The 26,056-nt window shown below is 60.1% G+C and carries 27 protein-coding genes; 5 read left to right on the top strand and 22 right to left on the bottom strand.

Going from position 1 to position 26,056, the window contains the following annotated elements; all coding sequences use genetic code 11:
- Positions 1-14: 14 nt before the first annotated feature.
- From NF78_RS05905 to NF78_RS05825, 18 genes are all read right to left on the bottom strand, one after another.
- Positions 15-791 (bottom strand): MBL fold metallo-hydrolase, encoded by a 777-nt coding sequence (locus NF78_RS05905; protein ID WP_318655448.1) that lies wholly within the window; start codon positions 789-791, stop codon positions 15-17.
- A gap of 206 nt (positions 792-997) precedes the next feature.
- The gene (gene hypD / locus NF78_RS05900; protein ID WP_263970554.1) at positions 998-2,131 is read right to left on the bottom strand and encodes a hydrogenase formation protein HypD; all 1,134 of its coding nucleotides are present in this window, start codon (positions 2,129-2,131) and stop codon (positions 998-1,000) included.
- Positions 2,132-2,153: 22 nt separating this feature from the next.
- Positions 2,154-5,882, bottom strand: a complete 3,729-nt coding sequence (nifJ, locus tag NF78_RS05895) for a pyruvate:ferredoxin (flavodoxin) oxidoreductase (protein ID WP_035985292.1) — start codon at positions 5,880-5,882, stop codon at positions 2,154-2,156.
- Positions 5,883-6,154: 272 nt separating this feature from the next.
- Positions 6,155-6,538: a type II toxin-antitoxin system VapC family toxin gene (locus tag NF78_RS05890; protein ID WP_035985291.1), complete on the bottom strand. Its 384-nt coding sequence runs from the start codon at positions 6,536-6,538 to the stop codon at positions 6,155-6,157.
- Positions 6,535-6,771, bottom strand: coding sequence for a type II toxin-antitoxin system Phd/YefM family antitoxin (locus tag NF78_RS30325; RefSeq protein WP_035985290.1), 237 nt, complete (start codon positions 6,769-6,771; stop codon positions 6,535-6,537). Before NF78_RS30325 ends, NF78_RS05890 begins: the two co-directional genes overlap by 4 nt.
- A 57-nt stretch (positions 6,772-6,828) precedes the next feature.
- The gene (locus NF78_RS05880) at positions 6,829-7,320 is read right to left on the bottom strand and encodes a hypothetical protein (RefSeq protein ID WP_035988817.1); all 492 of its coding nucleotides are present in this window, start codon (positions 7,318-7,320) and stop codon (positions 6,829-6,831) included.
- 141 nt (positions 7,321-7,461) lie between these two features.
- Positions 7,462-8,178, bottom strand: a complete 717-nt coding sequence (locus NF78_RS05875; RefSeq protein ID WP_156119671.1) for a hypothetical protein — start codon at positions 8,176-8,178, stop codon at positions 7,462-7,464.
- Between the two features lie 27 nt (positions 8,179-8,205).
- Entirely contained in the window at positions 8,206-8,601 is a 396-nt protein-coding gene (locus tag NF78_RS29100) for a type II toxin-antitoxin system Phd/YefM family antitoxin (RefSeq protein WP_197064770.1), read from the bottom strand.
- 454 nt (positions 8,602-9,055) lie between these two features.
- Positions 9,056-9,301, bottom strand: coding sequence for a HypC/HybG/HupF family hydrogenase formation chaperone (locus NF78_RS05870; protein WP_035985288.1), 246 nt, complete (start codon positions 9,299-9,301; stop codon positions 9,056-9,058).
- Positions 9,302-9,304: 3 nt separating this feature from the next.
- A complete protein-coding gene (hypF, locus tag NF78_RS05865) occupies positions 9,305-11,611 on the bottom strand; it encodes a carbamoyltransferase HypF (RefSeq protein ID WP_035985287.1) in 2,307 nt (768 codons plus the stop codon).
- A gap of 12 nt (positions 11,612-11,623) precedes the next feature.
- Entirely contained in the window at positions 11,624-12,385 is a 762-nt protein-coding gene (hypB, locus tag NF78_RS05860; RefSeq protein ID WP_035985286.1) for a hydrogenase nickel incorporation protein HypB, read from the bottom strand.
- A gap of 1 nt (position 12,386) precedes the next feature.
- Positions 12,387-12,728, bottom strand: a complete 342-nt coding sequence (hypA, locus tag NF78_RS05855) for a hydrogenase maturation nickel metallochaperone HypA (protein ID WP_035985285.1) — start codon at positions 12,726-12,728, stop codon at positions 12,387-12,389.
- Positions 12,710-13,240 (bottom strand): hydrogenase maturation protease, encoded by a 531-nt coding sequence (locus NF78_RS05850; protein ID WP_035985284.1) that lies wholly within the window; start codon positions 13,238-13,240, stop codon positions 12,710-12,712. The genes hypA and NF78_RS05850 overlap by 19 nt, the downstream gene beginning before the upstream one ends.
- Positions 13,241-13,351: 111 nt before the next feature.
- Positions 13,352-14,806: a Ni/Fe hydrogenase subunit alpha gene (locus NF78_RS05845; protein ID WP_035985283.1), complete on the bottom strand. Its 1,455-nt coding sequence runs from the start codon at positions 14,804-14,806 to the stop codon at positions 13,352-13,354.
- Positions 14,767-15,318, bottom strand: coding sequence for a CBS domain-containing protein (locus NF78_RS05840; protein WP_052050613.1), 552 nt, complete (start codon positions 15,316-15,318; stop codon positions 14,767-14,769). Before NF78_RS05840 ends, NF78_RS05845 begins: the two co-directional genes overlap by 40 nt.
- A 131-nt stretch (positions 15,319-15,449) precedes the next feature.
- On the bottom strand, positions 15,450-15,989 hold the full coding sequence (locus NF78_RS05835; protein WP_035985282.1) for an oxidoreductase: 540 nt from the start codon (positions 15,987-15,989) through the stop codon (positions 15,450-15,452).
- Between the two features lie 29 nt (positions 15,990-16,018).
- A complete protein-coding gene (hoxU, locus tag NF78_RS05830; RefSeq protein ID WP_035985281.1) occupies positions 16,019-16,750 on the bottom strand; it encodes a bidirectional hydrogenase complex protein HoxU in 732 nt (243 codons plus the stop codon).
- A 2-nt stretch (positions 16,751-16,752) separates the two neighbouring features.
- The gene (locus NF78_RS05825; RefSeq protein ID WP_035985280.1) at positions 16,753-17,220 is read right to left on the bottom strand and encodes an Hsp20/alpha crystallin family protein; all 468 of its coding nucleotides are present in this window, start codon (positions 17,218-17,220) and stop codon (positions 16,753-16,755) included.
- A gap of 264 nt (positions 17,221-17,484) precedes the next feature.
- Between NF78_RS05825 and NF78_RS05820 the strand changes: the two genes are divergently transcribed.
- The 4 genes from NF78_RS05820 to NF78_RS05805 are packed head-to-tail and all read left to right on the top strand — an operon-like array spanning position 17,485 to position 20,711.
- The gene (locus tag NF78_RS05820; RefSeq protein ID WP_035985279.1) at positions 17,485-18,033 is read left to right on the top strand and encodes a universal stress protein; all 549 of its coding nucleotides are present in this window, start codon (positions 17,485-17,487) and stop codon (positions 18,031-18,033) included.
- 25 nt (positions 18,034-18,058) lie between these two features.
- Entirely contained in the window at positions 18,059-18,583 is a 525-nt protein-coding gene (locus NF78_RS05815) for a universal stress protein (RefSeq protein WP_035985277.1), read from the top strand.
- Positions 18,580-19,089, top strand: a complete 510-nt coding sequence (hoxE, locus tag NF78_RS05810; RefSeq protein WP_035985275.1) for a bidirectional hydrogenase complex protein HoxE — start codon at positions 18,580-18,582, stop codon at positions 19,087-19,089. Before NF78_RS05815 ends, hoxE begins: the two co-directional genes overlap by 4 nt.
- A complete protein-coding gene (locus tag NF78_RS05805) occupies positions 19,086-20,711 on the top strand; it encodes a NuoF family protein (RefSeq protein ID WP_035985273.1) in 1,626 nt (541 codons plus the stop codon). Before hoxE ends, NF78_RS05805 begins: the two co-directional genes overlap by 4 nt.
- A gap of 169 nt (positions 20,712-20,880) precedes the next feature.
- On the opposite strand, the gene NF78_RS30900 is transcribed toward NF78_RS05805, so the two are convergent.
- From NF78_RS30900 to NF78_RS28045, 4 genes are all read right to left on the bottom strand, one after another.
- Positions 20,881-21,072, bottom strand: a complete 192-nt coding sequence (locus NF78_RS30900) for a hypothetical protein (RefSeq protein ID WP_035985271.1) — start codon at positions 21,070-21,072, stop codon at positions 20,881-20,883.
- A 109-nt stretch (positions 21,073-21,181) separates the two neighbouring features.
- A complete protein-coding gene (locus NF78_RS31785) occupies positions 21,182-21,349 on the bottom strand; it encodes a hypothetical protein (protein WP_197064769.1) in 168 nt (55 codons plus the stop codon).
- A 275-nt stretch (positions 21,350-21,624) separates the two neighbouring features.
- Positions 21,625-21,999 (bottom strand): response regulator, encoded by a 375-nt coding sequence (locus NF78_RS05795; protein ID WP_035985270.1) that lies wholly within the window; start codon positions 21,997-21,999, stop codon positions 21,625-21,627.
- A 13-nt stretch (positions 22,000-22,012) separates the two neighbouring features.
- A complete protein-coding gene (locus NF78_RS28045; protein ID WP_052049866.1) occupies positions 22,013-25,549 on the bottom strand; it encodes a PAS domain S-box protein in 3,537 nt (1,178 codons plus the stop codon).
- 108 nt (positions 25,550-25,657) lie between these two features.
- Here NF78_RS28045 and NF78_RS05785 point away from each other — a divergent pair, with 108 nt between their 5' ends.
- Entirely contained in the window at positions 25,658-26,047 is a 390-nt protein-coding gene (locus tag NF78_RS05785) for a hypothetical protein (RefSeq protein ID WP_035988811.1), read from the top strand.
- The last annotated feature ends 9 nt before the right edge of the window (positions 26,048-26,056 follow it).

Raw genomic sequence — 26,056 nt, 5'->3', positions numbered from 1 at the left:
TCCAGCGGGCTCGATCAGGCGGATTGCGATCGCGCTCTCCAGCCCAGTCGGCCGCGCTGCTCATTGGCCGGTACAGCTTCCATCATGGTTTGCGAATCCGGCAACTTGAGAGCAGCCATAAACTGGATGAAGTCCTCCCGACGCTTGTTGGCAAATCGGGGATTCCACCGTTTTTCTTCCCCAATGGTGGAAACCGTTTGGCCCCAATAGTCGTGGGCAGGATAGACCAGCGTGTCCTCGGGCAAGGTAAACAGACGCTGGGTGACGCGATCATAGAGGGTTCCCGCATCCCCGCCCCGCAAGTCAGTGCGGCCGCAGCCCCGAATCAGCAGGGCATCGCCGGTTAAGACATGGGTGTCATTTATCCGATAAGCCATATGGCTGTCGGTATGCCCACAGGTTTCGATCGCGCAAATTTGGATGTCGCCCACCCTGAGGATCTCTCCGTCGCGGATCCGGCGATCGGCGTAGGCGGCAGGGGCATGGTCAGGCACAACGCCTTCGCACTCAGTCAGCTCGCGCAGCTTGCCCGTGCCGGAGGTGTGGTCGCCGTGGGTATGGGTTTCCAGGCAAAATTGCAAGCTCAACCCCAGTTCATTGAGTAGCCTAAAGTCCCGTTCGACCTGTTCCAGAACTGGATCGATCAGAGCCGCCGTTTTTGTCTCTCCATCGGCTACCAGGTAGGTGTATGAGCAGGTGACGGGGTCAAAGAGTTGACGAAACAGCAGGGTTTCAGTGCCTTTGCCAATGTATAGCCAGGTATCTGGATCAAAAAGTTGACGAAACAGCATGGCTTTCAGCTCCTGGTTGGATTTTTCTTTAGGGCTAGAACTGAAGAGATTTGACGCGTAGTTTGCTAAGCAAAAGGTGACAGGTTGGTGGGGTGCAAGGTGTACGGTAAACGGTTCACGGCCGTTCTCGAGCCGTACACCTTGCACCTTTGGGCCATCTCCAGAATTCAGCGTCATCTTTAGGGTAAAAAACAAAGGTGAGGAACTTATGACGCCGGGCGGTAGCGATAGTAGGCCGCACAGGCTCCTTCGGTGGAAACCATCGGGGCTCCGAGGGGGTGTTCCGGGCGGCAGCGGGTGCCAAAGGCGGGGCAGTCGGGGGGCTTTTTCAGCCCCTGCAAGACCAGGCCGCTGATGCAGGGGGTCTCTGGGGCCGCCCCGGCCCCGGCCTGCAGCCGATCGCCAAACCGCACCTGGGCATCCAGCTCCCGGTAGGCCTCCCGCAGGCCCAGCCCGCTCTGGGGCAGAGTGCCCAGCCCCCGCCACCCCCGCGGCACCATCTGAAAGACCTGCGCCATCAGCTGCTGGGCCGCCCGGTTTCCCGGCTCGGTGACCGATCGCGCGTATTGATTTTCGACCTCGGCCCGACCGGCTTCGAGCTGCCGCAGACAGCGATAAACCCCCTGCAAAATATCGACGGGTTCAAAGCCAGTGACCACGGTGGGAACCCCGTATCTGGCGGCGATCGCCCCGTACGGCCCATAGCCCATCACCGTACACACATGGCCCGCCGCCAAAAACCCCTGCACCCGGCAGTCGGGCGCAGCCAGAATCGCCTCCATGGCCGGGGGCACCAGCACGTGGGCCATCAGCACCGAAAAGTTGTCGATTTGCTGCTGCGTCGCCCGGTGGACGGCCATCGCCGTGGCGGGGGCGGTGGTCTCAAAGCCGACGGCAAAGAACACCACCTGGCGATCGCGGTGGCGGCGGGCCAGGGCCAGGGCATCCAGGGGCGAATAGACCAGCCGCACATCGCCCCCCTGGGCCTTGACACTGAGCAAATCGGTGGCGGTGCCCGGCACCCGTACCATGTCGCCGTAGGTGCAAAACACAATGTCGGACTGGGCGGCCAGGGTCAGCGCCTGGTCGATCAGGGCGGCATCGGTGACGCAGACCGGGCAGCCGGGGCCGTGGATCAGGGTGACGGCGGCGGGCAGCAGCTGGTCGAGGCCGTACTTGACGATGGTGTGGGTCTGGCCGCCGCAGATCTCCATCAAGGTCCAGGGCTGGGTGACGAGGGCGGCGATCGCCGCCACGTAGTCTTGAACCAGGCCCTGATCGCGATACTCGCTGATGTACTTCATGGTGTCTAACCGGCGGAGAGGGTAGAGCTTATGCAAAGTTATCCTGCCCGGAGGTTCCTCACCGTCTCACCTCACCATCCCCCCCCTCATCCATCTCCGCTAGCGCCTTATACAGCCGCCACCGCGTCTGCACATCCTGCTGGGCCTGCTGAAGTAGGGTTTTTGCCGCCGCTGGATCGCTGTGGGTCAGGAGTTTGAATCGATTTTCGGCATACATCGACGGCTCCATCGGCACGGTGGGCGGGCGGCTGTCGAGGCGGAGGGGGTTGAGCCCGGCGGCGCGGCGGCGGGGATCGTAGCGGTAGAGCAGCCAGCGCCCCGCTTCGACGATCGCCTTTTGGTGGTGCATGGCCGTGGCCATATCGATGCCGTGGGCAATGCAGTGGGCGTAGGCAATGATCAGGGCCGGGCCCTCGTAGGCTTCAGCTTCGAGAAAGGCCTTGAGGGTGTGCTCGTCGCGAGCACCCAGGGCGACGCTGGCCACGTAGGCAGAGCCGTAGGCCATGGCCATCAGCCCCAGATCTTTTTTCGCGGTGGTTTTGCCAGCGGCGGCAAACTTGGCAACGGCGGCTCTGGGGGTGGCTTTAGACTGTTGGCCGCCTGTGTTGGAGTAGACTTCGGTATCCAAAACCAGGATGTTGACGTTGCGATCGCTGGCCAGCACATGGTCTAGCCCGCCGTAGCCAATGTCGTAGGCCCAGCCGTCGCCGCCCACCATCCACACGCTTTTTTTCACCAGGGTGTCAGCCAGGGAGAGCAGCCGCTGAACCTGGGCCTTGAGGGGGGCCGCAAGGGGATCCTGCGCGGCCTCGGTGAGCAGGGTTTTGAGCTGGGCGACTCGCTCTCGCTGCTCCCCAATCTCGGCTTCGTCGGTCTGCGGGGCCTGGAGAATGGGCTGGGCCAGGGTCGGTAGGGCCGACAGCCTAAAGTTGTCGGCAACAGCAATAGATCGCAACAGATCGGCGGCAGCGTCGGCCTGCTGGTCGATGGCAACCCGGCAGCCCAGACCAAATTCAGCGTTGTCTTCAAACAGCGAGTTTGACCAGGCCGGACCGCGTCCCTCAGCATTATGGTTCCAGGGGGTAGTGGGCAGGTTGCCGCCGTAGATCGAGGAGCAGCCGGTGGCATTGGCCACCAGCAGGCGATCGCCAAACAACTGCGTCAGCAATTTTAGATAGGGGGTTTCGCCACAGCCCGCACAGGCTCCCGAAAACTCAAACAGTGGCTCCTGCATCTGCTGCTGGCTGATTTTGTGCAGGTTGAGCGAGGTTCGATCTGGGTTAGGCAGCTGTAGGAAAAAGTTCCAGTTGGGTTTCTCCTGCTGCCGCAGGTCGATGGTTTGTTCAAAGGGTGTGGGATCGGAGCCGAGAGCTGTTTCTACTTCAGGCGGTGCAGTCGGTGAGATGGCTTGATAGACCGGCGTCATGTTGATCGCCTTGCGGTGGGGCGCAGATTTGGTTTTGGCGGGGCACACATCCACACAGATGCCGCAGCCGGTGCAGTCTTCGGCGGCCACCTGAATCGTATACCGCTGGCCGGGCCACTCCCGGGCGGCGGTGTGCTTGAAGCCTGCGGGAGCCTCGGCCAACTGCTCTGGCCCATACACCTTGCTGCGAATGGCAGCGTGGGGGCAGACCATGACGCATTTGCCGCACTGCACGCACACCTGCGGGTCCCACACGGGAATGGCCTGGGCAAGGTTGCGTTTTTCCCACTGGGCGGTGCCGGTGGGGTAGGTGCCGTCGCAGGGCAGGGCGCTGACCGGGAGCGCGTCGCCCTGGCGCTGGATCATGGGGCCGAGCACCGTTTGCACAAAGGCGGGGGCGCGATCGGAGACGGCGGGTTTGAGGGGTGGAATGGTCGCAGACTGAGAGACAGCGGGTAGCGGAATCTCATACAGGTGTTGCAGAGTCTGATCTACTGCTTTCAGGTTCATGGCGACGATCGCCGCTCCCTTCTGGGCATAGGTTTTGCGAATCGACTGCTGGATGGCCGCGATGCCCTCCGCCTGGGGCAAAATCTCCGCCAGGGCAAAGAAGCAGGTCTGCATCACCGTATTGATGCGGTTGCCCATGCCCGCCGCTCTGGCTACCTGGTAGGCGTTAATGGCGTAGACCTTCAGCCGCTTTTGCAGAATCTGAGCCTGAATCCGTTCGGGGAACTGCTGCCAGGTTTCCTCCGGAGCGTAGGGCGAGTTGACCAGGAAGGTGGCCCCCGCGATCGCAGGCCCTAAAATATCGAGCTGATCGAGCAGCACCCACTGGTGACAGGCCACCAGGTTGGCCCGGTCGATCAGGTAGGGGGCCCGGATGGGATCGGGGCCAAACCGCAAGTGCGAGGTGGTGACTGAACCCGACTTTTTGGAGTCGTACACGAAGTAGCCCTGGGCGTAGTTTGGGGTGGCCTCACCGATGATTTTGATCGTGTTTTTGTTGGCCCCCACGGTGCCGTCTGCCCCCAGCCCGTAGAAGACGGCCCGCACGGTCTGCGCCGACTCAATCGAGAAGCTGGGGTGGTAGGGCAGGCTGGTGTGGCTGACATCGTCCTGGATGCCGAGGGTGAAGTGGTGCTGGGGAGCAGGTTCGTCGGAATGCAATTCATCGAGCCGCAGATGGTCGAAAACCGCTTTGACCATGGCCGGGGTAAACTCCTTGGACCCCAGGCCATAGCGCCCGCCCACCACCGCCGGAAAGCCGTTGTCGATGGTGGCAAACCGCTGCTCCAGCAGGGCGGTGAGCACATCCAGGTAGAGCGGTTCGCCGACACTGCCGGGCTCCTTGGTGCGATCGAGGACGGCGATCGCCTGCACTGTCTTTGGCAGGGCCGCAACCAAGCGCTGAGCGTCAAAGGGACGATAGAGCCGCACCTGGATCAGACCGACGTTTTCCCCCTGGGCGTTCAGGGCCGCCACCGTGGCCTGGGCCGTTTCACAGCCAGACCCCATCAGCACCACCACCCGCTCGGCCCTGGGGCTGCCGGAATATTCAAAGGGGCGATAGAGGCGGCCCGTCAGCCGGGCAAAGCGATCCATCACCTGGGCAATGATGTCGGGGCAGTGCTGGTAATAGGGATTCACAGTTTCCCGCGCCTGGAAAAACACGTCGGGATTTTGGGCCGTACCGCGAAGGACCGGGTGGTCGGGGCTCAGGGCCCGCTGGCGATGCTGGGCAATCAGGTCGTCATCGATCAGCGATCGCAGCACAGCCTCAGGCAACAGCGCAATTTTTTGGATCTCGTGGGAGGTGCGAAAGCCATCGAAAAAGTGCAAGAAGGGGATGCGGCTGGCCAGGGTAGCGGCGGTGGCGATCGCGGCTAGATCCTGTGCCTCCTGCACCGAGGCCGAGCACAGCAGCCCAACCCCCGTGCCCCGGGCCGCCATCACATCGCTGTGGTCGCCAAAAATCGACAGGGCCTGGGCCGCCAGCGATCGCGCCGCCACGTGGATTACGCAGGGGGTGAGTTCACCGGCCATCCTGTACAGGTTGGGCAGCATCAACAGCAGCCCCTGGGACGCCGTAAACGTGGTGGCGATCGCCCCAGTTTGCAGCGCCCCGTGGACGGTTCCAGCCACGCCACCTTCGCTCTGCATGGTCACAATGGCGGGCACCGTGCCCCACAGGTTGGGTTGGCCACTGGCGGCCCAGGTATCGGCCCATTCCCCCATGGGCGAGGCCGGGGTAATGGGGTACAGGGCAACCACTTCGCTGAGGGCGTAGGCCACTCGGGCAACGGCTTCGTTGCCATCGAGGGTGGCGGTGGTGGTCTGGGGCAAAGCTGAGACGGTCATGGCGGAAGTCCTCACGCAGCGATCGCTGACCTCTGAGCTTCAGCCTATCGAGACACTTTGAGGAAGTTGTGAAGGCTTAGGGGTGCGTGAGCGATCGCCCTCGGCTCTCCATGACCGTATGTTCAAAGCGCTTGAATCAGGTGTCAGGCAACCAACCTCTTGGCTATGACTCTGTAAAACTCAACGGCTCAAATCAGCGGCGGCAGACAACTTCAGACTCAGCACGAGCGGCTTTCAACTGTCCGCTGCATTTGAATTTTTGGGCTGCGCTGCTACATGACGCTGACTGAGTAGGCACGAACTGCTGTATCCACCGTCGCAATTGTTAGACCATTTTGTAAGGCTTGACAGATCAGCATTCTGTCAAATGGATCGCGATGTAATGGTGGCAACTTAGCCAATTGAATTACACTACTTTCGTCAAGAGCAAGGCTAGCAATTTGATGAAGATTGCGCTGTTTCGGTAAATACATTTCGGGATGCTCTGGCAGAGGTAACTTGCCCAACTGATACTTGACAATTGCTTCCCAGACTGAAACTGTACTCAGATAAACCTCGTTGTCTGAATCGCGAATTGCATCCCGAACATCTGTTGACAACTGAGTATCGCCACTGATGAACCATAGAAAGATGTGAGTATCTAACAGAATCCTCATTTGCCCTCGAATGCGCTGAGAAGGTCTTCCGGCAAAGGAGTATCGAAATCATCTGGAACAATAAACTCGCCTGCACACAAACCAAATGGGCGTAATTGCTTACTACTAGCAATAGGTCTAAGTTCAGCAATAGGTTTGTCAGATCTAACAATGACAAGAGTTTCACCTGCCTCTACCTGATCAAGGTACTTCAAGGGATCACGTTGAATTTCATCAATAGTTACATTCAGCATCAGCCTACCTCGGTGCAAATTGAATGAGCAAACAAGTCTCCAAAACCTATAAACAGTTCAAAGGCTCTCTAGGTAAAGAGTCTTGATTTGAAAAGCAACTTTTCTAGCTTGGATTAGTGGAATGGGATAGCCAACTGTGTTGTACCCTCTATTGGGAACACTTCTCTTCTGAAGAGTTTTCTGTAACTCCCAAACTAGCGCTCTCAGCTTTCCTGGTTTGAAAACAAGAATTTCTTGCTCTGGTATTAGGACGATCCAGTAATCCGCCTGAGAACTCCACCCCCACCCTGGAATCATCTCTTTGTCGTTCGAGATAGTTTCAAAGAAGAGATTACCTGTCCGTTTAGCTGCAAGGTCAAACTTATACTCAATCGTGATGACTGATCCATCTGATCGAGTAACAATTCTGTCTATCCCTGCTTGCTGATACTTCATCTCCCCAGAGACATCAAGTACTTTGTAGACAGGATGTAACCATTGGTCTAAGAAGGTTTCTCCTTCTTGTCCAACCTTGCGCTGAGTTTCAAAATCGTATGGTTTAGTTTGCATAGATTTGAGGGATATAGAGTTGGACACCATCACTACCTTCTCGTCGGATTGGAATGCCAGCCCATCGTGACACCCAATTCACCAATGCCCGTAAAGAACTCGCTCTGCGAGGGTTTGTGGTTCCTCCACAATCACCGAAACTCACCATAAAATCACCTCTTGAATTAATTCCTTAGTGAGTTCTTGGTCATCACGAGTTGTTTTCTCAATAATCATTTGAATCGGGTAAAACCCTAGCAATGCTTCTGCAAGAAGACGTTCACGAGTTTCCTGATCATCGCTCTGAGCAATCCTTTTACCTCGATCTGTCAAGATGTAAATGCTTGAAGACTTATTCTCGACTGCACCTCGACTGGCAAGACCAATCTCCATCACAGGTCGTCCAAGATAATCTCCTCTCCTAGCCAAATCTTTTTCTTTTTTGGCACCACTACCGAAAGCAACACCTAAAGATTTAGATGTGTTGGTTCCACCATGAATCAGCTCAACAGTCTTAATGTATTTCTGTGGATCACCGATTTGAGGGATATAAATGGGCTGTTGCTCGCCTCTACGCAAGTCTTGATCTAGAGCAGTTTCCCAATCAATTAAGTGAGAGACCTGTTGAAACTCATAAAACCTGATTTCTTTTCTCGGAACGTCAACGGCATAGACAAGCTGGAAAGTTCTTCCCCTGAGTTCATAAACTAATTCCGAAACACCAGGCTTGACACCACAACATGCCCCTTCAACTTCGCCAGTCTGCTTGAGAACTTCTAGAATAGGCGCAAGTTCCTGCTCTACTGCCAGATCACAGAATGTACTTCTGTCAGAAAGTATCGTCTTAATTTGAGAATCAAAATACGTAAACTTGAACACTTCAATTAACTTCTCATGCTGCAATATCTAGACCTGAATCTCAGAAGGAACAAACAAAACTTTATCTGCATCACCAATCAGTGGTAATGAAAGGTAATGCGTGAAGCGAGGCGATACAAACGCCACAACCCGCCTTTTATGAAATGTCAGATAGATACAATCTGTTCCACCCAAAAGCCTCTCCCAGGATTCGGTTAGCTGATCACGAAACTCAGTGAGAGGAATCTCTTCACTGTTCTGAATACTAGGCTCTCCCTCTTCTGAATTGAGAGCATCAATATCTTGAAGTGGAAGCAAAAAGGCTGCAACTTCACCATAGTGAGTACATACAATCCGCAGGTTACCCGACTGAACTTGCCGCCTAAGTTTTGGCAGCTTGACCCTTAATTCGGACATCGGGATTTGCTTAAAACTTTTGTTCATGTTTACTTGCCCTTCCCTACACCTGATAATGGCAAATCATTTTGAAACTGTCAATAGCGTCTTACGTTTTTCACATTTTAGCCTAAGATGGACAACTAGCAAGGGTTGTAGGGTCTCTTGCTTTGCGTAGAATAGGCGGTTTGCGCTAAATGGGTGCTGCGTGCCAACCGAGAATACTCAGGTTGCTGCCCTCACCGATAGCCTAAGCAGCCCAACAATTTATTGGACTGATCTAATCTGCCTATATACCCACTGTAGGGTAGATAGGCAGACTGTCTGCCATATAATCACCTGTACAGGGTAGATAGGCAGCGCGTAATCTGCATAATAGCCCTCTCAGGGGTAAATAGGCGGCAAAAAACTGTATATCTTCCGACTGTTGCTCCAGCTGACCATAGCTAGGGAAGCGCATTGTGCCATAGCTGCTCATCTAGAAGGTCACGCCAACGGCCCCCTACTCTCCGCCCGCCTTCTCCCCCATCTGCATTTGCTCCAGGTAATGCAAAGTCTGCTCGGCCTCGTGCAGATCGAGCTGGCTGATGGCAAAGCCGACGTGCACCACCACATAATCTCCCACCTCCGCCTGCGGCACATAGGCCAAGCTCACCTCCTTCACCACACCGCCAAAGCTAACTCGACCCGTCCGATCCAGGTCGTCTCCGGCGGTACTGAGAATTTGTCCGGGAATGGCAAGGCACATGGGTTAACTCCGGTTGTGGGAAAGGTGGCGTAGCGCTGCGATCGCCTGCCCCACCGCCAGGCCGCCATCGTTCGGGGGCACTCGCTGGTGCCAGTGGGGCACAAAGCCGCGATCGCGCAAGTGTTGAATAGTTTGCTCACTGAGCATGCGGTTCTGAAAGCACCCGCCCGTGAGCACGACCTGCTCCAGGCCAGCCCGCTGGGCGATCGCCCCCACCATCTCCACCAGTGTGCGATGGAACCTGGCTGCAATAACACGGGTCGCCACCCCGGCCTGCCGATCGCAGACCACCGCCCGCACCATCGGTCGCCAGTCGATCACGGCGGGATGGGTGACCGAGACCGCAAACGGGTAGCCTTTCGGCGTCGAGCATTCGGCGGCTAACCCCTCCAGGGCGATCGCAGCCTGGCCCTCAAAGCTCACGCTCTGGGGCAGGCCGAGCAGGGCCGCCACGCCGTCGAATAGCCGCCCCATGCTAGAGGTCATGGGGCTGTTGACGTCCGCAGCAAACATTTGCCGCAGCACCGCTCGCTGCGGCGCTGAAAAGGCCTGTATGGGGGCTAAGTCAGTCATAACAAAGGCCTGGTCGCCGTAGCAGCCGTAGAGCAGCGCGATCGCACTGCGCCGGGGTTCTCGACTACAGCGATCGCCCCCCGGCAGGGCAAAAGGCCGCAGGTGGGCCAGCCGCTCAAACCCTGATTCGGTAATCTGCAAAAATTCGCCGCCCCAGATCGTCTGGTTGGGGCCGTAGCCTGCACCATCCCAGGCCACGGCGAGCACGGGGGCGGCCAGGTGATGCTCGGCCATCGCCGCCAACCCGTGGGCATAGTGGTGCTGCACCGGAATCAACGGTATCTGCCACCGCTGGGCCAGCGTCTGCCCCAGGCGAGTGGAGCCGTAGTCGGGGTGCAGGTCGCAGGCAATGGCCGTCGGTTGGCAGCGGTAGAGGGCCAGCCAGTCGGCCACGGTGTGCTCCAGTCTTGCGATCGCCTGGGGGGTCTCCAGGTCGCCAATGTGCTGGCTGAGCACCACCTGGGTGCCCAGAGACAGGGCGATCGCACTCTTGAGGTGGGCACCGAGGGCAAGAATGCGCAGGTCTGCGTCCACACCGGGGGGCAGGGGAATGGCTTGGGGGGCGTAGCCACGGGCATGGCGCAGAATTTGGGGCTGCCCCTGCACAATCTGCACCACGGAGTCATCCACGGGCCGCTGGATGGGGCGGTTGTGGACTAAAAAGCCGTCGGCGATCGCGCCCAGCTGCCGGTGGGCCTCTGGGCTGTCGGTACACAGCGGCTCACCCGATCGGTTGCCGCTGGTGGCCACCACTGGCGAGCCGTACTCTCGCAGCAGCAGGTGGTGCAGGGGCGTGGTGGGCAGCATTACCCCCAGGTGGGTGGTGTGGGGCGCGATCGCCGCCGCCAGTGCCGTCGGGCCAGGTCGCTTGGGCACCAGCACAATTGGGGCCTGGGAGGCGGTCAGCAGGTGGGCGGCGGTTTCAGCAACCTCGCAGTCGCGGCGCACCTGGGCCAGGGTTGCATACATCAGGGCCAGGGGTTTGTCCGGGCGCTGCTTGCGCTGGCGGAGGCGCTCCACCGCCGCGTCGTTCTGGGCATCTACCAGCAGCTGAAAGCCGCCCAACCCCTTGAGGGCGACAATGTGCCCCTGGCGCAGGGCCGCGATCGCCTGCTCTAGCGGTGCCGATGGCTGTTCCGCCGTTGGCCAAAACGCCAGCTCGGGGCCGCAGCGGGGGCAGGCATTGGGCTGGGCATGGAAGCGGCGATCGCCCGGATGGCTGTACTCGGCGGCGCAGGTCGAGCACAGCTCAAAGCCAGCCATGGTGGTGCGGGGGCGATCGTAGGGCAGGGCGGTGATAATGCTGAAGCGGGGGCCGCAGTGGGTGCAGCTGGTGAAGGGATAGCGGTAGCGGCGGTTGTGCGGGTTGAAAATATCCTGCAAACAGGCGGGACAAGTGGCTAGATCTGGCAGAATCTGGGCGGTAGCAGCACCCTCCACCGGGTCAGAGGGCCAGATTTCAAACCGATCAAATCCTTGCAGGGGGAGGGATTGTTGCGTCAAGGTTTGAATAGCGGCGGGCGGGGGGATTTCCTGCTGGAGCCGTCTCGAAAACTGTTGCAGAGCGCTCTTGGAGCCTTCAATATCAATCACCACGCCCTGGGGCGTATTCTTGACGCCGCCCCTTAACCCTAGGGCGATCGCCAGTTGGTACACAAATGGACGAAACCCCACCCCCTGCACGGTGCCCTGCACGGTTAAGGCCATGCGCTGCTGAATGGGATGGGTCGTGGCCATGGACGGTGTACCTCACGCCATGGCCTTGTCGCGGCACTGAAAAATGGCCTGCCCCAGGTAGGCATAGAAGCTGGCCAGCCCGGCCCCGGTGATGGCCGATAGCTCGAAGATCAACGCCTGGGGGGCAATCAGGTGCAGGTAGTGCAGCGCCTCTGCGCGGTTAAACCCCACCACTTCGGCCAGGTCAATTTTGCTGAGGATGACCGCATGGGCAGACTTGAAGGCGGTGGGGTATTTCAGCGGTTTGTCTTCGCCCTCTGTGACCGACATCAGCACCAGGCGCAGGTCTTCCCCCAGGTCAAAGGCGGCGGGGCAGACCAGGTTGCCCACGTTTTCAATGATCAGCAGATCGAGCTGATCCAAATCCAACTGCTCAGCCGCCTGGGCCACGCTGTCGGCCTCCAGATGGCACAGCTCGCCAGTGTTGATCTGCACCACCGGTACCCCCGTTTGGCGCAGCCGCTGGGCATCGCGATCGCTGGCCAGGTCGCCCACTATCACCCCCGCCCGCAGCGGTGTCAGGTGAGGGTGCAGGGGCTCGGTTCCGACAATCAGGGCGCGATCGCGCAACAGGCGCTGCACCAGGGTGGTTTTGCCCGCCCCCGGCGACGCCAGCATATTGATCGCCAGCAGGTGACGAAAGAGGGCTCGGTTGCGCTGGGCCAGGCGATCGTTCTGGCTCAGCAGGTTTTGGTGAAGCTGCAACACCTGGGTGGGGGTCTTAGCCAGGGACGGGACCTCTAGGTCGCGCTGACATCCACAGTTTCCACACATGTCACGACACCTCCAGCGATGCGAGTTCTAGGGTTTGGCCCTGGCGAATGTCGGTGCTGAGGCCGTGACAGTCAGGACATTCATAGATCCAGTCGGCGGGCTGAAATTCCCGCTGGCAGAGGGAACAGTAGCATCGGACTGGAATCGATGTAAGCCTCAGCTCGGCCCCTGCCGCCGCAGTGCCCGCACTGACCACCCCAAAGGCAAAGGCCAGGGCGGCGGGCATGACCCCTGACTGCTGACCGACATGCAGTTCTAGGGCGTGGATTTTGCTGGCCCCCTGGGCGGCGGCCTGATCCAGGGCGATCGCCAGCGCCGCCTGCATCAAGCCGACTTCATGCATGGTGCCAGCGGAGTACAGGTGGGCCGCCGATAGGTGGTCAAAAACTGCTCAATGGTTCGCAGAGCGCTATCGACTCCGTGCTTTGCCGTCTTCGAAAAGGCTCCACCCAGGTCGCAGCACTCCGTGGGAATTTGCAGCAGCCAGGCCTGGGGATGGCGACCGTAGATCCACTGGGTAAGGGCCACCAGCGCCGCTGGATCACAGACATGGTCAAGGGCAGGGATGGTGCCGTGGTTCAGGGCCGCCGGGGTGGCGATAATGGGCTCCAGGCAAGGGGCTGAGGCTCCGCATTTGCCCCAGGCATCGACAAAGATCACGTACTCCGCTGCCCCCATCTCGACAACAAGTTCTGGCAGCAGCTGTGGCACCGAGAGGGCTTTGACCGACGGCACCTGCCATGCCGAAACGGTCTGGGCCACCTGGGGGCCAACGCCGTCATCCCCGCGCAGGGGGTTGCCGTAGCCAATAATTAGAAAAGCGTAGGGATCGGTCGCATTGGGGGCGGGAGTCATGGCATTGAGGGGTGGGGAGTGAAGGGTGAAGGGTGAAGGGTGGGGCTTCCCTTTGACCATAGGTCCTAGGGTTGAGGATCTTGTGAGGATTGGGGCAGGGGAGATCGGGGGTCAGCGGTAGCGTTCATGGAGCACTTCGCCCTGGGCACTGACTAGCTGTAGGTGCAGGGGCATTTGCCCGGTGGCGTGGGTCGAGCAGCTGAGGCAGGGGTCAAAGGCGCGAATGCCCGCCTCGATCCGGTTGAGCAGGGGTTCGGGGATTTCTGGCCCGTGGATGTAGTGGCGGGCGATCTGGGCTACGGTGCGGTTCATGGCCAGGTTGTTGTGGCCGGTGGCGATGATCAGATTGACCTGGGTGAGCAGGCCGTTTTGATCAATTTGGTAGTGGTGGAAGAGGGTGCCGCGAGGGGCTTCGCTCACGCCCACTGCCTCTCGCTGGTTGACATCGGCCCGTGCCCGCAGGCGATCGCTCTGCAAATCCGGGTCCTCCAAGGCCACTTCAAGGCGCTCAATGCAGGCCAAAATCTCAATCAGCCGGGCGTAGTGGTAGAAAAACGAGCTATTGACGGTGCCGTTAACGGTGCCGTACTGGCGAAACAGGCGCAGCTCGGCCTCGGCCAGGGGGGTGCCGATGCGATCGCAGATATTCAGCCGCGCCAGGGGCCCCACCCGATACAGCCCGCTCTCCAGCCGACATTGCCCGGCCTGGTCGGGATAGCCCAGGGGCTTGTAGTAGGGCGATTTGAGGTATGAGTCGGGCTGCACAACCTCGCCCAGGAAGGTCTGGTAGTCGCTTGCATCGAGGTGATCGGCAATGATGTTGCCGCCGCTGTCGACCACGCGCAGCTGCCCGTCGTAGTGCTCCCAGGTGCCGTCGGGCGACACCAACCCCATAAACAAGCTGGGGAAGTTGCCAAAGATGTGGGCCTCCTGCCGCAGGTCCTCTAGCTGCTGCTTAAACCGCTCCAGGGTAGTGAGGATGGTGGTTTTGGCGGCGGGGAGGCGATCGCGAATATCGGCCTTGGCGTCCTCTGACAGCCCCGATCGCACGCCACCGGGCACCGCCCAGGCGGGATGCACCTTGCGCCCGCCCAAATGCTCGATCACCGTCTGGCCAAACTGGCGCAGGCAAATGCCGCCCCGGGCCAGTTCGGGCTCGGCGGCCATCAGGCCAAACAGGTTGCGCTGGGCCGGGTCGCTCTCCCAACCCAGCAGCAGGTCGGGGCTGCTGAGGTGAAAGAAGCTGAGGGCGTGGGACTGGATGATTTGCCCCAGGTTCATCAGGCGGCGCAGCTTCTCGGCGGCGGGGGGAATCTGCACGGCCAGCAGGCGATCGCCCGCCTTGGCCGAGGCCAGCAGATGGCTGACCGGGCAAATGCCGCAGATACGGGCGGTAATGGCGGGCATTTCCCAAAAGGGTCGCCCCTCGCAGAATTTCTCAAATCCGCGAAACTCGGTGACGTGAAACCGGGCGTCGCTCACCTCTCCGCGATCGTCGAGGTAGATGGAGATTTTGGCGTGCCCCTCTATACGGCTGACGGGGTCAATGACGATTCGCTGGGCCATAGGGGCGACATCTCCTCGTAGATTTGCCAGGCAAGGTCGCACTCTTGGTCGATCTCCTCGTCCTCATCCTCAAGGATGCGGGCCTGTTGCAGGGCCACCTGAATGCGGCGAGCCAGCTCATCGCGGGAGGGCGCGCCGGGATGCCCTTTGCACAAAATATCGGTGACCGAGACGATGCCCAACAGTTCGCCCTGGTCAATCACCGGAGCGCGATGAATGCCCGCCTCGGCCAGGATTTGGGCTACCGCCTGGACGGGGGCCTGGGGATGTACTTGAATGCAGGGCTGGCCCATGACGTCGTGGACGCGCACAAAGTCTGGATTTTCCCCTGGGGCAATCACCTTAAAGACAATATCTTTTTCGGTGACAATGCCGTAGGGCATGGTGTCAGTTTTTTCGACGATCAGCGATCGCACCCGTTTGGCCCGCATCAGCAAGATGGCATTCTGCACCGTGGCAGAACTGCGAATGACGACCACGGGTTTGGTCATAATATCTTTAGCGGTTAGCATAGTAGCCCTCCCTGCTTAGTGCGTGCTGACGATCTGAGTTCCGGTGGCTAAGTTCTTTTTAGATCAACAGTTTGAGGAACTTGTGGGGAAATCAGGCGGATTGCTTTTCACCGACGACTGACCAGAAATCCCTAGCCAAAGCGAATTAATTCGGCCCCCGATAGCGCCGGGCGATCGCCCTGCAGCAGCGGCTTTAAAACCGCTCTGATCCGCTCAGCATTGGGTGGGCAACCCGGTAAATAGCAATCCACAGGCACCACGGTGTGAACGGGCATGACCGTATCGAGTAAGGGGGGGACCAAATCCCCACCGGGGATTTGTGCGCCGTCGGCGGTTTCCAGGTAGGCGCGGGTGAGCACGGGGTCGGCCCGGCCCAGGGGGTTGCGCAGGGCGGGGACATTGCCCGTGATGGCGCAGTCGCCAAAGGAGATCAAGCACTGGGTGCGATCGCGCACCTGGCGAATCAGACTGAGGTGATCCCGATTGGCGATTGCCCCTTCCACCAGGGCCACATCCACCCCGGGGGGGTAGGTCTTGACGTCGGCCAGGGGGCTATAGACGAGATCAACTTGCTGGGCCAGATCAAACAGCCACTCGTCTAGGTCCAGAAACGACATGTGGCAGCCCGAGCAACCGCTGAGCCAAACCGTGGCGAGTTGGATGCGAGTCATGGCACCTCCTGGGGCGGGACTATGGCGGTTTAGCTGGGCTGGGTCGCACCCCGGGTGAGGCGATCGCGGCGGGCACTGGCGATGAAACTGAGGCGATCGCGATCGCGCTCCATTTCCCCCGCCGTGGAGCCCCGGTAAAACAGGGCTCCGGTGGGGCAGGCCTGGACGCACTTGCCGCAGGCGGTGCAGCTGGTCGCCTCCCCCCAGGGCTGGTTGAGATCGCTGACCAGGCGCGAGTGGCGACCGCGCCCCGCCATATCCCAGGTGTGCACCCCCTCCAGTTCGTCGCAGGCTCGAATGCAGCGCGTGCAGAGCACACAGCGATTGTGGTCGAGCCCAAACCGGGGGTGGGAAATATCCACCGGGCGATCGGGAAACTGGTAGGCCAGGGATACATGGTCGATCCCCAGCGCTACCGCCAGGTCTTGCAGCTCGCAGTGGCCGTTGGCGACACAGACCGCGCAGATGTGGTTCCCCTCGGCCAGCAGGAGTTCCACAATCGTGCGGCGGTAGCGCTGGAGGCGATCGCCGTGGGTCTGCACCACCATGCCCTCCGCTGCCACCGTGACGCAGGCGGGCAGCAGGTTGCCCTGCCCCTCCACCTCCACCAAACAGAGGCGACAGGCCCCCACCGAAGAAATCCCGTCCAGGTGGCAGAGGGTGGGGATGGTGATCCCCGCCTCTTTGGCCACCTCCAGCAGGGTTTCCCCCTGGCGAGCACTGACCAACCGACGGTCAATGGTGAGGGTGTGGACGGGCATGATCAGGCCACTTTGACCTTGGTGGCCTTCTCTTTTTGCTCCTTCGCCTTAGGCAGCGTCAGATTCAAAATGCCGTCCTTATACTCAGCGGCCACATGGTCGCGCTGAATTTGGCTTGGCAGCGGCACATAGCGCTCGAACTTGCCATAGTAGAACTCAGAGCGGAGGGTGTTGTCCTCCTCCGATTTAGTTTCAGACTTGCGTTCGCCGGTAATCAAAACGGCCTGGTCTGTCACTTCAATGTCCAAATCCTCGGCGCTCATGCCCGGCACTTCCAGCTTCAGATGAAACTCAGTCTCCGTTTCATCGATTTCGGCTGACGGCACAAACACGGTGCCATCCATGCTGCGACCAAACTCAGGCACAAACCGTTCGAGGAGGGTCTCCATTTCTTTTTTGAGCGTATCAACTTCGCCAAAGGGCTCCCAGTGTTTCAGGTCACGGAAGGGTCGCCAACGGATAAGTGTCATCCTTCTACCTCCGGATCGTTCTATTCAGAATGACATTCCCACCTATGGGAACGCTCTACTTTTAACGTAGGCCAATAACTTGAGGAAATTATGAGGAAAAAGGTTGACCAGAACCCCGTGTTGCAAAGCTTCACCAGGGCCTAACCCTCATAAGTTCCTCAAACTTTTGATCTAGATCTACAGGTGGAGATGAACCGTTCAAGCGAGCGGGTTGGGAAATAGTGTGCGGCCTTTACACTCCCCGCACCTCCGGAGGATGCCCCCATGTTTAATCACATTTTGGTTGCGATCGATGCTTCAGACGCTAGCCAACGAGCCTTTGACACCGCGCTCGATCTGGCCCAGACAATGCAGGCCGAACTCACTCTGGTGCATGCCCTCGATCGCTCCGATCCAGAGAGCCCTAGTCAGCCTTCCATCGCCGTGGATAGTTATTCCATGGAACTGGATCGACTACTGATCCAGGACTACGACTACCGGTGGTCGGAGTTTATTAAGCACTACGACGCACTGCTGGAGCAAAAACAGGCCGCGGCGGCGGCGGTCGGTGTGCAGGCCCGTTATCTTCAGCCCAATGGCCGGGCTGGCCTGGCGATTTGCACCATCGCTCAGGACGCCCAGGTGGATTTAATTGTCATCGGCAGTCGCAGTCGCCGCGGGCTGAGTGAAATGCTGCTGGGCAGTGTCAGCAACTACGTCGTCCACCATTCCCCCTGTCCGGTAATGGTCATTCATCCTGGGCCCCAGCGCGACTCCAATCCCCTGGGCGATCGCTCAGACCCGGTGGTGCTGCCCTGTTTTAGTTTCTGCTGAGGCTTAACTAAAGGAGAAAAGGATTATGTTCAGCAAAATTTTGGTGGGGCTTGACCAGGGCGATACCTGTGCCCACCTATTTCAAAAGGCCGTGACCTTAGCCCAGACCACGGGCGCAGGGCTGATGCTGCTCAGTGTTTTGGAGCCGGACAACGACGGCAGCTTTGCAACGCCAGCGTACTACGGGTACCCGCTGCCCCTGGGGGTAGACAGCAGCATCTGGCTAGATCTCTATCGGGAAGCCGAAGCCAAAGGCATAGAGCGGCTGCGCCGCTTCACTGACGAATCTACCGCAGTCGGCGTACCCACCGAGTTCACCCAAATGAATGGTAGTCCAGGGCGAGCGATCTGTACCCTGGCTGGCACCTGGGGGGCCGATTTGATCGTGGTCGGCAGCCATGGGCGGAAGGGGCTCAGCGAACTGTTTCTCGGCAGTGTCAGCAACTACGTGATCCACCACGCGCCGTGCTCGGTGCTGGTGGTCGATGCCCAAACGCTGGCGGCGACGGCCCCAGAACCCGCCAGTTTTGCGACGGCCCAGGGACAATGACTCGAGCCTCGGCGAGCCGTGCAAGTACCCCAGGCCCCCGCCAGCGGCAGCTAGAGGCCGCGATGAAGCGCCACCAGTATCGCCCGGATGCCCTGATTGAGGTGCTGCATACGGCCCAGGAGTTGTTTGGCTATTTAGCGCCCGAGCAGCTCCTGCACGTTGCCCACCGCCTGCGGCTCCCCCCCAGCCAGGTCTACGGCGTGGCCACCTTCTATCACGTTTTCTCCCTGGAGCCCAAGGGGGTGCATACCTGCGTGGTCTGTATGGGGACAGCCTGCTTTATCAATGGAGCCGCGCAGTTACTCAGCACCCTGGAGCAAGCCACCCAACTTCAGGCCGGAGAAACCTCCTGCGATCGCCAGTTTTCCCTCAGCACCGCCCGCTGTCTGGGGGCCTGCGGCATTGCTCCAGCGGTGGTATTCGACGACCAGCTCGAAGGTCACCAGACCCCGGCTACCGTCCGCGATCGCCTCCACACCTGCCTCTCGGGCACCCCCCAGCCATGACGCCAGACCAGCACCAGTCCCCAACCCCCAAACCCTACCGCATCCGCTGCTGCACCGTCGGCGGCTGCCGCTCCGCCAACGCCCTGGCCGTCAAAGCCCAGCTCCAAACCGCCGTCACCGCCGCCGGACTGGACGACCAGATCACCGTCACCGGCGTCGGCTGCCTCGGCCTGTGCAGCCAGGCCCCCCTCGTCCAACTCGATCCCTCCGGCCACTTCTTTACCCATGTCACCCCCGCCCACACCACCCCCATCCTCACCACCCTACTCAATCCCCCCACCCCTCCACCCTCCCACCCCTCCACCCTCCCACCCCTCCACCCCTCCACCCTCCCACCCCTCCACCCCTCCACCCTCCCCTTCTTCACCCGCCAGCACCGCATCGTGCTGGAAAACAGCGGCCTAATCGACCCCGAGCGGATCGAAGACTACCTCGCCGTCGGGGGCTACGAGGCCCTGCACCGCTGCCTGCGGGACCTGGAACCGGAGGCCGTGATCGACACCATCACCCGCAGCGGTCTGCGGGGGCGGGGGGGCGCTGGCTACCCCACCGGGCTGAAGTGGGCCACCGTAGCCAAAATGCCGCCGGGCCAAAAGTATGTGGTGTGCAACGCCGACGAGGGCGATCCGGGGGCTTATATGGATCGCAGCGTGCTGGAGAGCGACCCCCATCGGGTGCTGGAGGGCATGGCGATCGCCGCCTACGCCGTGGGGGCCAACCAGGGCTACATCTACGTGCGGGGAGAATATCCCCTGGCCATTGCCCACCTCCAGACCGCCCTGGGGCAGGCCAAGCGCCACGGGGTGCTGGGCAGCCAGATCTTCGACTCCCCCTTCGACTTTCGGGTGGATCTGCGCATCGGGGCGGGGGCCTTTGTCTGCGGCGAAGAAACCGCCCTGATTGCCTCCATCGAAGGGAAGCGGGGCCTGCCGCGCCCCCGCCCGCCCTACCCAGCGGAGTCGGGGCTATGGAGCTGCCCCACCCTGATCAACAATGTCGAAACCTTCGCCAACATTGCCCCGATTATCCGCCACGGGGCCGACTGGTTCGCCGCCATCGGCACAGGCCTCAGCCGGGGCACCAAGGTCTTTTCGCTCACGGGCAAGGTGCAGAATGCAGGGCTGATCGAAGTGCCGATGGGGATTACCCTGCGAGAAATCGTTGAAGACATGGGCCAGGGGGCCCCGGACGGTGCCCGGGTCAAGGCCGTGCAAACCGGCGGGCCGTCGGGGGGCTGCATTCCCGCCGAGGCGTTTGATACCCCAGTGGATTATGAATCGCTACAAGCCCTCGGCTCCATCATGGGCTCCGGCGGCATGATTGTGATCGACGAACACACCTCCATGGTGGATGTGGCGCAGTTTTTCATGGAGTTTTGCATGGAGGAGTCCTGCGGCAAGTGCGTTCCCTGCCGGGCCGGGACCGTTCAGCTCTATCAACTCCTGACCAAGTTTAAAGACCACCGCGCCACCCACCGTGATCTCGCCCAGCTCGAAACCCTCTGCGACATGGTCAAGCACACCAGCCTCTGCGGCCTCGGCCAAACCGCTCCCAATCCGGTGCTGAGCACTCTCCGCTACTTTCAGGATGAGTATTTAGCTGCGATCGCCAAGCCGGGTTAAACCGCCCGTAGGGACAAGCTCAGCGTCAAAGCAAAAAATAGGGTTCCCGTAGGTTGGGTGGAACGAAGGGTCACCCAACGGCAGTCGGCCCTGTTGGGTTCTGCTAGCGCGCCCCCAACCTACAAGCTCAGGCTTGGCAGAGCACCAGGCTGTCCTGAACCGAAGCCTCTCAGGGCGAGTGTTGCCCAGAATGATCCTCGGGCACATCGCCGCTAAAGGGCTGCACCCCCGTTTTGGGGTAGTCGTCGTGGCTGGGGCTAAACAGACGGCCCGCCGCCGCGGCGATCGCCTCAAACGCCTGGGGCCAGGCCCGCAGCATGGTTTTAATCCTGACGGATAAACTTTTTTGAGGTGTAGTCATGACCCAACTCCTAACAATGGCTTGATTGGCTTGACGTTGCAGTTGATAGATCGCTCACGGTGCGGCCCTCTGCCACGGGCTGTAGGCGTTGCCAGGCAGGCCCCAAGCGTCAGGTTTTATAGTCGAGCTGCCAGCAGCGCTCTAACGCCTGAACTTTGTAATCTCGTCTGAATTTGAACGGGTTAAAACAAACCGGCTTCTCCTGCACAAACAGGGGCTGGTTCAGGTAAGCTGCCGCGATTTGCCAACGATCAAACCCTGGTTTTCTGGCGTTCATGGCTATGCCCTCCTAGCAAAAGAGCATCCCCGTCGATGAGGCTTTCCCCCACATCTCTTAAGGTATCGAGAGAGTATGAGGATGTTATGAAGGTGATGGGTACTGATCAACAAAAGCGGGATCAGGTTGGCTGGGGTGGTGGCATCCATTCCTGGGCGGGGCCGAGGGGGAGGCGGGTGGCGGGTGGCGGGTGGCGGGTGTCAGGAATGATGGGCTGACTGATGCCGTTAAGTATTAGAGCCCAGAGTTTGGGGGCAGAGAGCGGCGGAAAAGCGTCAGGACCACCCCAAAAAACCGGAGATCTGGCTGGCCAGCGTCATGGGGTCGAAGGGTTTCGTGATCACCCCCTGGGCCCCGAGGGCATACAGCTGTCGCCGGTCGGCGGCTTGGGCCTTTGCGGTCATGAAAATAACTGGAATCGTTTGGGTCTGGGACGACTCCTGGAGCAACTTCAGGGTTGCCACCCCATCGCGTTCCGGCATCATCACATCTAGCAGAATGGCATCGGGGTGTTCTGAGGTGGCGATGGCAATCCCTTCCTCCCCCGACTGGGCGGTCAGGAGTTCCCATCCGGCCTCCATCATCAGCCCCACTTCGGTAATCCGGTGGATATCGACTTCGTCATCGATCAGTAAGATTCGTCTCCCCATCCGTTCGCCTCCGCTATTGAACATCGGGCAGCGTGAAGAAAATTGTGCTGCCCTGGCCCAGGGTGCTTTCGGCCCAAATTGTGCCGCCGTGGCGCTGCACAATGTTTTTGCAAATCGCCAGCCCCAACCCGGTGCCCCCCAGTTGGCGCGAGTCGGAGGCATCGACCTGCTGAAAGCGATTAAAGATGGTGTCTAGCTTGTCGGTGGGAATGCCCCGCCCCTGATCGTTGACCCACACCAAAATGTCGTGCTCCCGCTTGGTCGCGCCAATGCTGACGGTGGTTTGGGCCGGGGAAAACTTGATGGCATTGCTGAGCAAATTGGTGAAGACCTGGATGATGTGGTCAGCATCGACCCAAACGGTGACCGGCGTGGGCTCCAGGGTCAGCTGAATGGCTCTGGCAGCCGCCATCGACTGCATGGCCTGCACGGCTTGTAAAATCAGGTCCGCCAGGGGGCAGGTCTGTAGGGTCATGGTGACTCGGCCCGACTCAATGCGCTCCAGATCCAGCACGTCATTGATCAGGCGGGTCAGCCGCTGGGTGTTTTTGAGTGCAATCTCCAGGAATTCTTGCGCTTGGGGCGGCATGGTGCCCAGCTTTTGGCTGGCCAGCAGTACCAGGGAGCCATGAATTGAGGTCAGGGGCGTGCGCAGTTCGTGCCCGACGACGGAGACAAATTCGTCTTTCATCCGCTCGGCGGCCTTGCGATCGCTGATGTCGTTCGTCAGCCCAAAGAAGCCCTTGACCTTACCCTGGCCGTCAATCTCGGGAATGTAGGTGGTCAGCAGGCAGCGAGCGTTGCCATCGGGGGTGGTGACGTCGGCTTCAAAGCTCACCCGCTGGCCCGCCAGCGCCGCTTCAATGTGGGGTTTGGCCTGGCGGTAGTAGTCCTCCCCGATCACCGCCGCCACGGACCGCCCCTGCAGATCGTCGAGGGGGCGTTGGTACCAGTCGGCGTAGGTCTGGTTGTTGAACAGGTAGCGCTGCTGCCGATCGACATAGCAAATCAGCACCGGCAGGGCGTTGGTAATCAACCGCAGTTGCTCTTCCCGCTGCCGCAGCGTAGTTTCGGCGCGGCGCTGGTCGGTGACGTCTTTGAGAATGACGGTGAACAGCAGACCAGCCTTGGTTTGAAGCTTGGAAATTGAGGCCTCTGCCGGAAAGGTTTCGCCGCTCTTGCGTCGCCCCAGCACGTCTCGACTGCGGCGGGCCATCTGTCGGGGGGGCTCTGGGGTGTCCGCAAACCGTTGAATATACTGCCGATGGATCTGCTGAAAGGCCTCCGGCAGCAACACATCCAGCGGCTGGTGGTGCACCTCCCTGAGGGGATAGCCAAAGATTTTCTCGGCGCCCTGGTTGTAGATCACAATGCGCTGCTGGCTGTCGATGGAGATGATCGCCTCGTCGGCGTTGTCGAGGATGCCGACCAGGCGTTGCTGGCTCTCCCGCAGGGCCTCCTCGGTCTGGATGCGATCGCCAATTTCCTGCCGCAACCGCTGATTAGTCTGCATCAGTTGCCTAGAGCGCTGCTCGACCTGGGTTTCCAGGTTGCCCAGGAGCTGGGCCTGGGCGATCGCCACCCCCATGTGGTTGGCCAACTGCTGCAACAGCTCGATTTCAAAGGCCTGCCACTGCCGGGGGCGATCGCACTGGATCACCATCAGCCACCCCCAGAGTTGCTCACCGGCATAGATCGCAATTTCAATTCCGGCCTGGGCCCCCCACTGCTGCAAAAAGGTTGAGCTTGGCAGCGAGCCGGTGCCCGCCCCCAGATCGTTACAGACTGCTACCGCCGCCGCCGCATCGGCCCCGGCCTGTAGCCCGGCGACCCGCTGGTGGAGGGCAGAGGCGGCGGTTGGTTCCCGCCGGGAGTCCTGAATCACCTGGCTGGCTGGCCCAGGGCCAAACTGGATGATGAAGACGCGATCGCAGTCGAGCAGCTGCCGCACCTCCGTCGCCGCCGTGTGCAGAATTTCGCCGATCGCCAGCGATTCGCGAATGCGGCGGGTAATGTCGCTCAGCCGCTGGGCCTGCTGAAACTGCCGGGCCAGGGTTTGCTCGATCTGCCGCTGCTCTGTGATATCAATGCCCGTGCCGATCACGTATTCCACCGCGCCGGTCCCATCGGTCAACACCGTGTGGGACCAGCTAATCAGCTTGCGGCTACCGTCTTTGCAGAGCCAGTGATTCTCAAAGTGGCTCGGGGCCTGGGCCTGCTTGATCTGGTGGAAAACCGCCAGCACGGCAGCCCTTTCCGGCGGCGGAATCAGAATATCCCAGATTTCCTGCTGGGGGAGGTCTGCGGCGGTGTAGCCCGACAGCTGTTCGCAGGCGTGGTTGAAACGGACCACCTTGCCGTTGCGATCGAGCACCACCACCAGCGCGCCCACCGTATCCAGCACAGCGGCAATGAAGTTGCGCTCCTGCCTCAGCGCCTCGTCGGTTTGGATCAGCTGGGCCGCCTGCACGCCAAAGCGTTCCTCCAGGGAACGGTAGGCTTTTTGGACCACCCGCTCCAGGCGCTGGCGCTCAGCCATTTCGGCCTTCAGGGTTTGATTGGTCGCCTGCAGCTGCTGATTGGCCTGGCGCAGCTCAGCCGTCTGGGCCTCATTCACCTGCTGGAGCTGTTCAATGTCCGTCAGCATCTCAATCGGGTCAAACAGTTGCAGCAGACTCGTCTGGGTGACAATCCCGGCCAGGCCCCCGGCCTCATTGGCCACCACCAAACGGCGGGTCAGCCGCTGCTGCATGGCCTGATGGGCCGCCCAGAGGGTATCCTGCGGGCGTACCAAAAACAGGGGGGTACTCATGACGGTCTGGGCCAGGGTTTTGGCCAGGGACAGCCCCAGGGTGCGAAATTGCACGATGTCCCGTTCGGTCACGATCCCGATCGGCACGTCGGTGCGCAGGCCGCCGTGCCGTCTGGCCTCGGTGATGACGATGCAGCTTACCCGGTGTTGGGTCATCTGGCGCGCCAGGGTCAGCAGGTTGGCCGCCGCCGTCGCCTGCACAACTGGTTGGACCATGACTTCGCCGACGCGCCTGAGCTTGAGAAAGTTAAGCGGTTGGAGCGCCCGTCGGATGCTGGATTGGGTCACCAGCCCCAGCAGTTCCCCCCGGTCATTGACGATGGGCAACTGCCGAATGTGATGCTGCCTCAGGATCGCCAGCACGGCAAAAACGTCCTGCACCTCAGAACGCTGGCGCGTGATCAAAGGCTGGGTCATCACCTCGGCCACGGTGACGGCGTTGAGGTTGGCTTCTTCGGCCACCAGGCGCACCACGTCGCGCTCGGTAAAGATTCCCAGGGGCTGATGGTCCTGGACAATCAGCGCACAGCTCACGCCGGTTCTGGTCACATTGGGTCGGGCCTCAGAGGGCATGGCCTCCAGCCCGATCGCCCCCAGGTCACAGCCCTGACCCGAGACCTGGCTCATCTGCTCAATCACAGCCTCCACCGGCAAATCTGGCGCCACCAGGAGGGGCCGGGTGTCCAAAACTTGCTCAATACTCAAACTGTGAAAGCCCTGGGAGTAGGTTGTGGTCATATTAAGTGAACCCTGGGGATTGAGCCGCAGATGTCCCTCACTACTCCCTCATATTCTTTGCCTAAGATGGGGCCTGAGATGGGCACCATAACAACCGGGAACAGCGCCATGGAATTTCTCTACTGCTTTGCTAACACTAGCCTGACGCAGAGGGTCCTCGACTATTTGCTAAGACAAATGAAGTCCCAGGTGGATGCCGTGACCGTGATTTTTTTAAATGATCGCTGGGTTGTACAGCTAAAGCTTAATCGAGATCTAGAGACTAAACTCCGGGCCAATTGCTGTTCCTTTTTAAACGAATACGGCAGTCCCTATCAGCCGAAAACCCCCGTCGCGCTAGCCCTCCACGACCTCAAGGCGGGCTGGTCCCCCACCCAGGTGATGAAACGTCACCACATATCCATCGTGTCCCACGGCCAGCCTCAGCCAAACGAGTTAGATGCTTTTCAGGAGTCCTTTGTCGCGGGGCTGGGATACTGTCCGCCAAGCCTGATGTGACCCTTTTTC

The sequence above is a fragment of the Leptolyngbya sp. KIOST-1 genome (assembly GCF_000763385.1).
Taxonomy (GTDB): Bacteria; Cyanobacteriota; Cyanobacteriia; order Phormidesmidales; family Phormidesmidaceae; genus Nodosilinea.
Note: the sequence above shows the minus strand (reverse complement) of the source record. Positions and strands in the feature narration are given on the sequence as shown.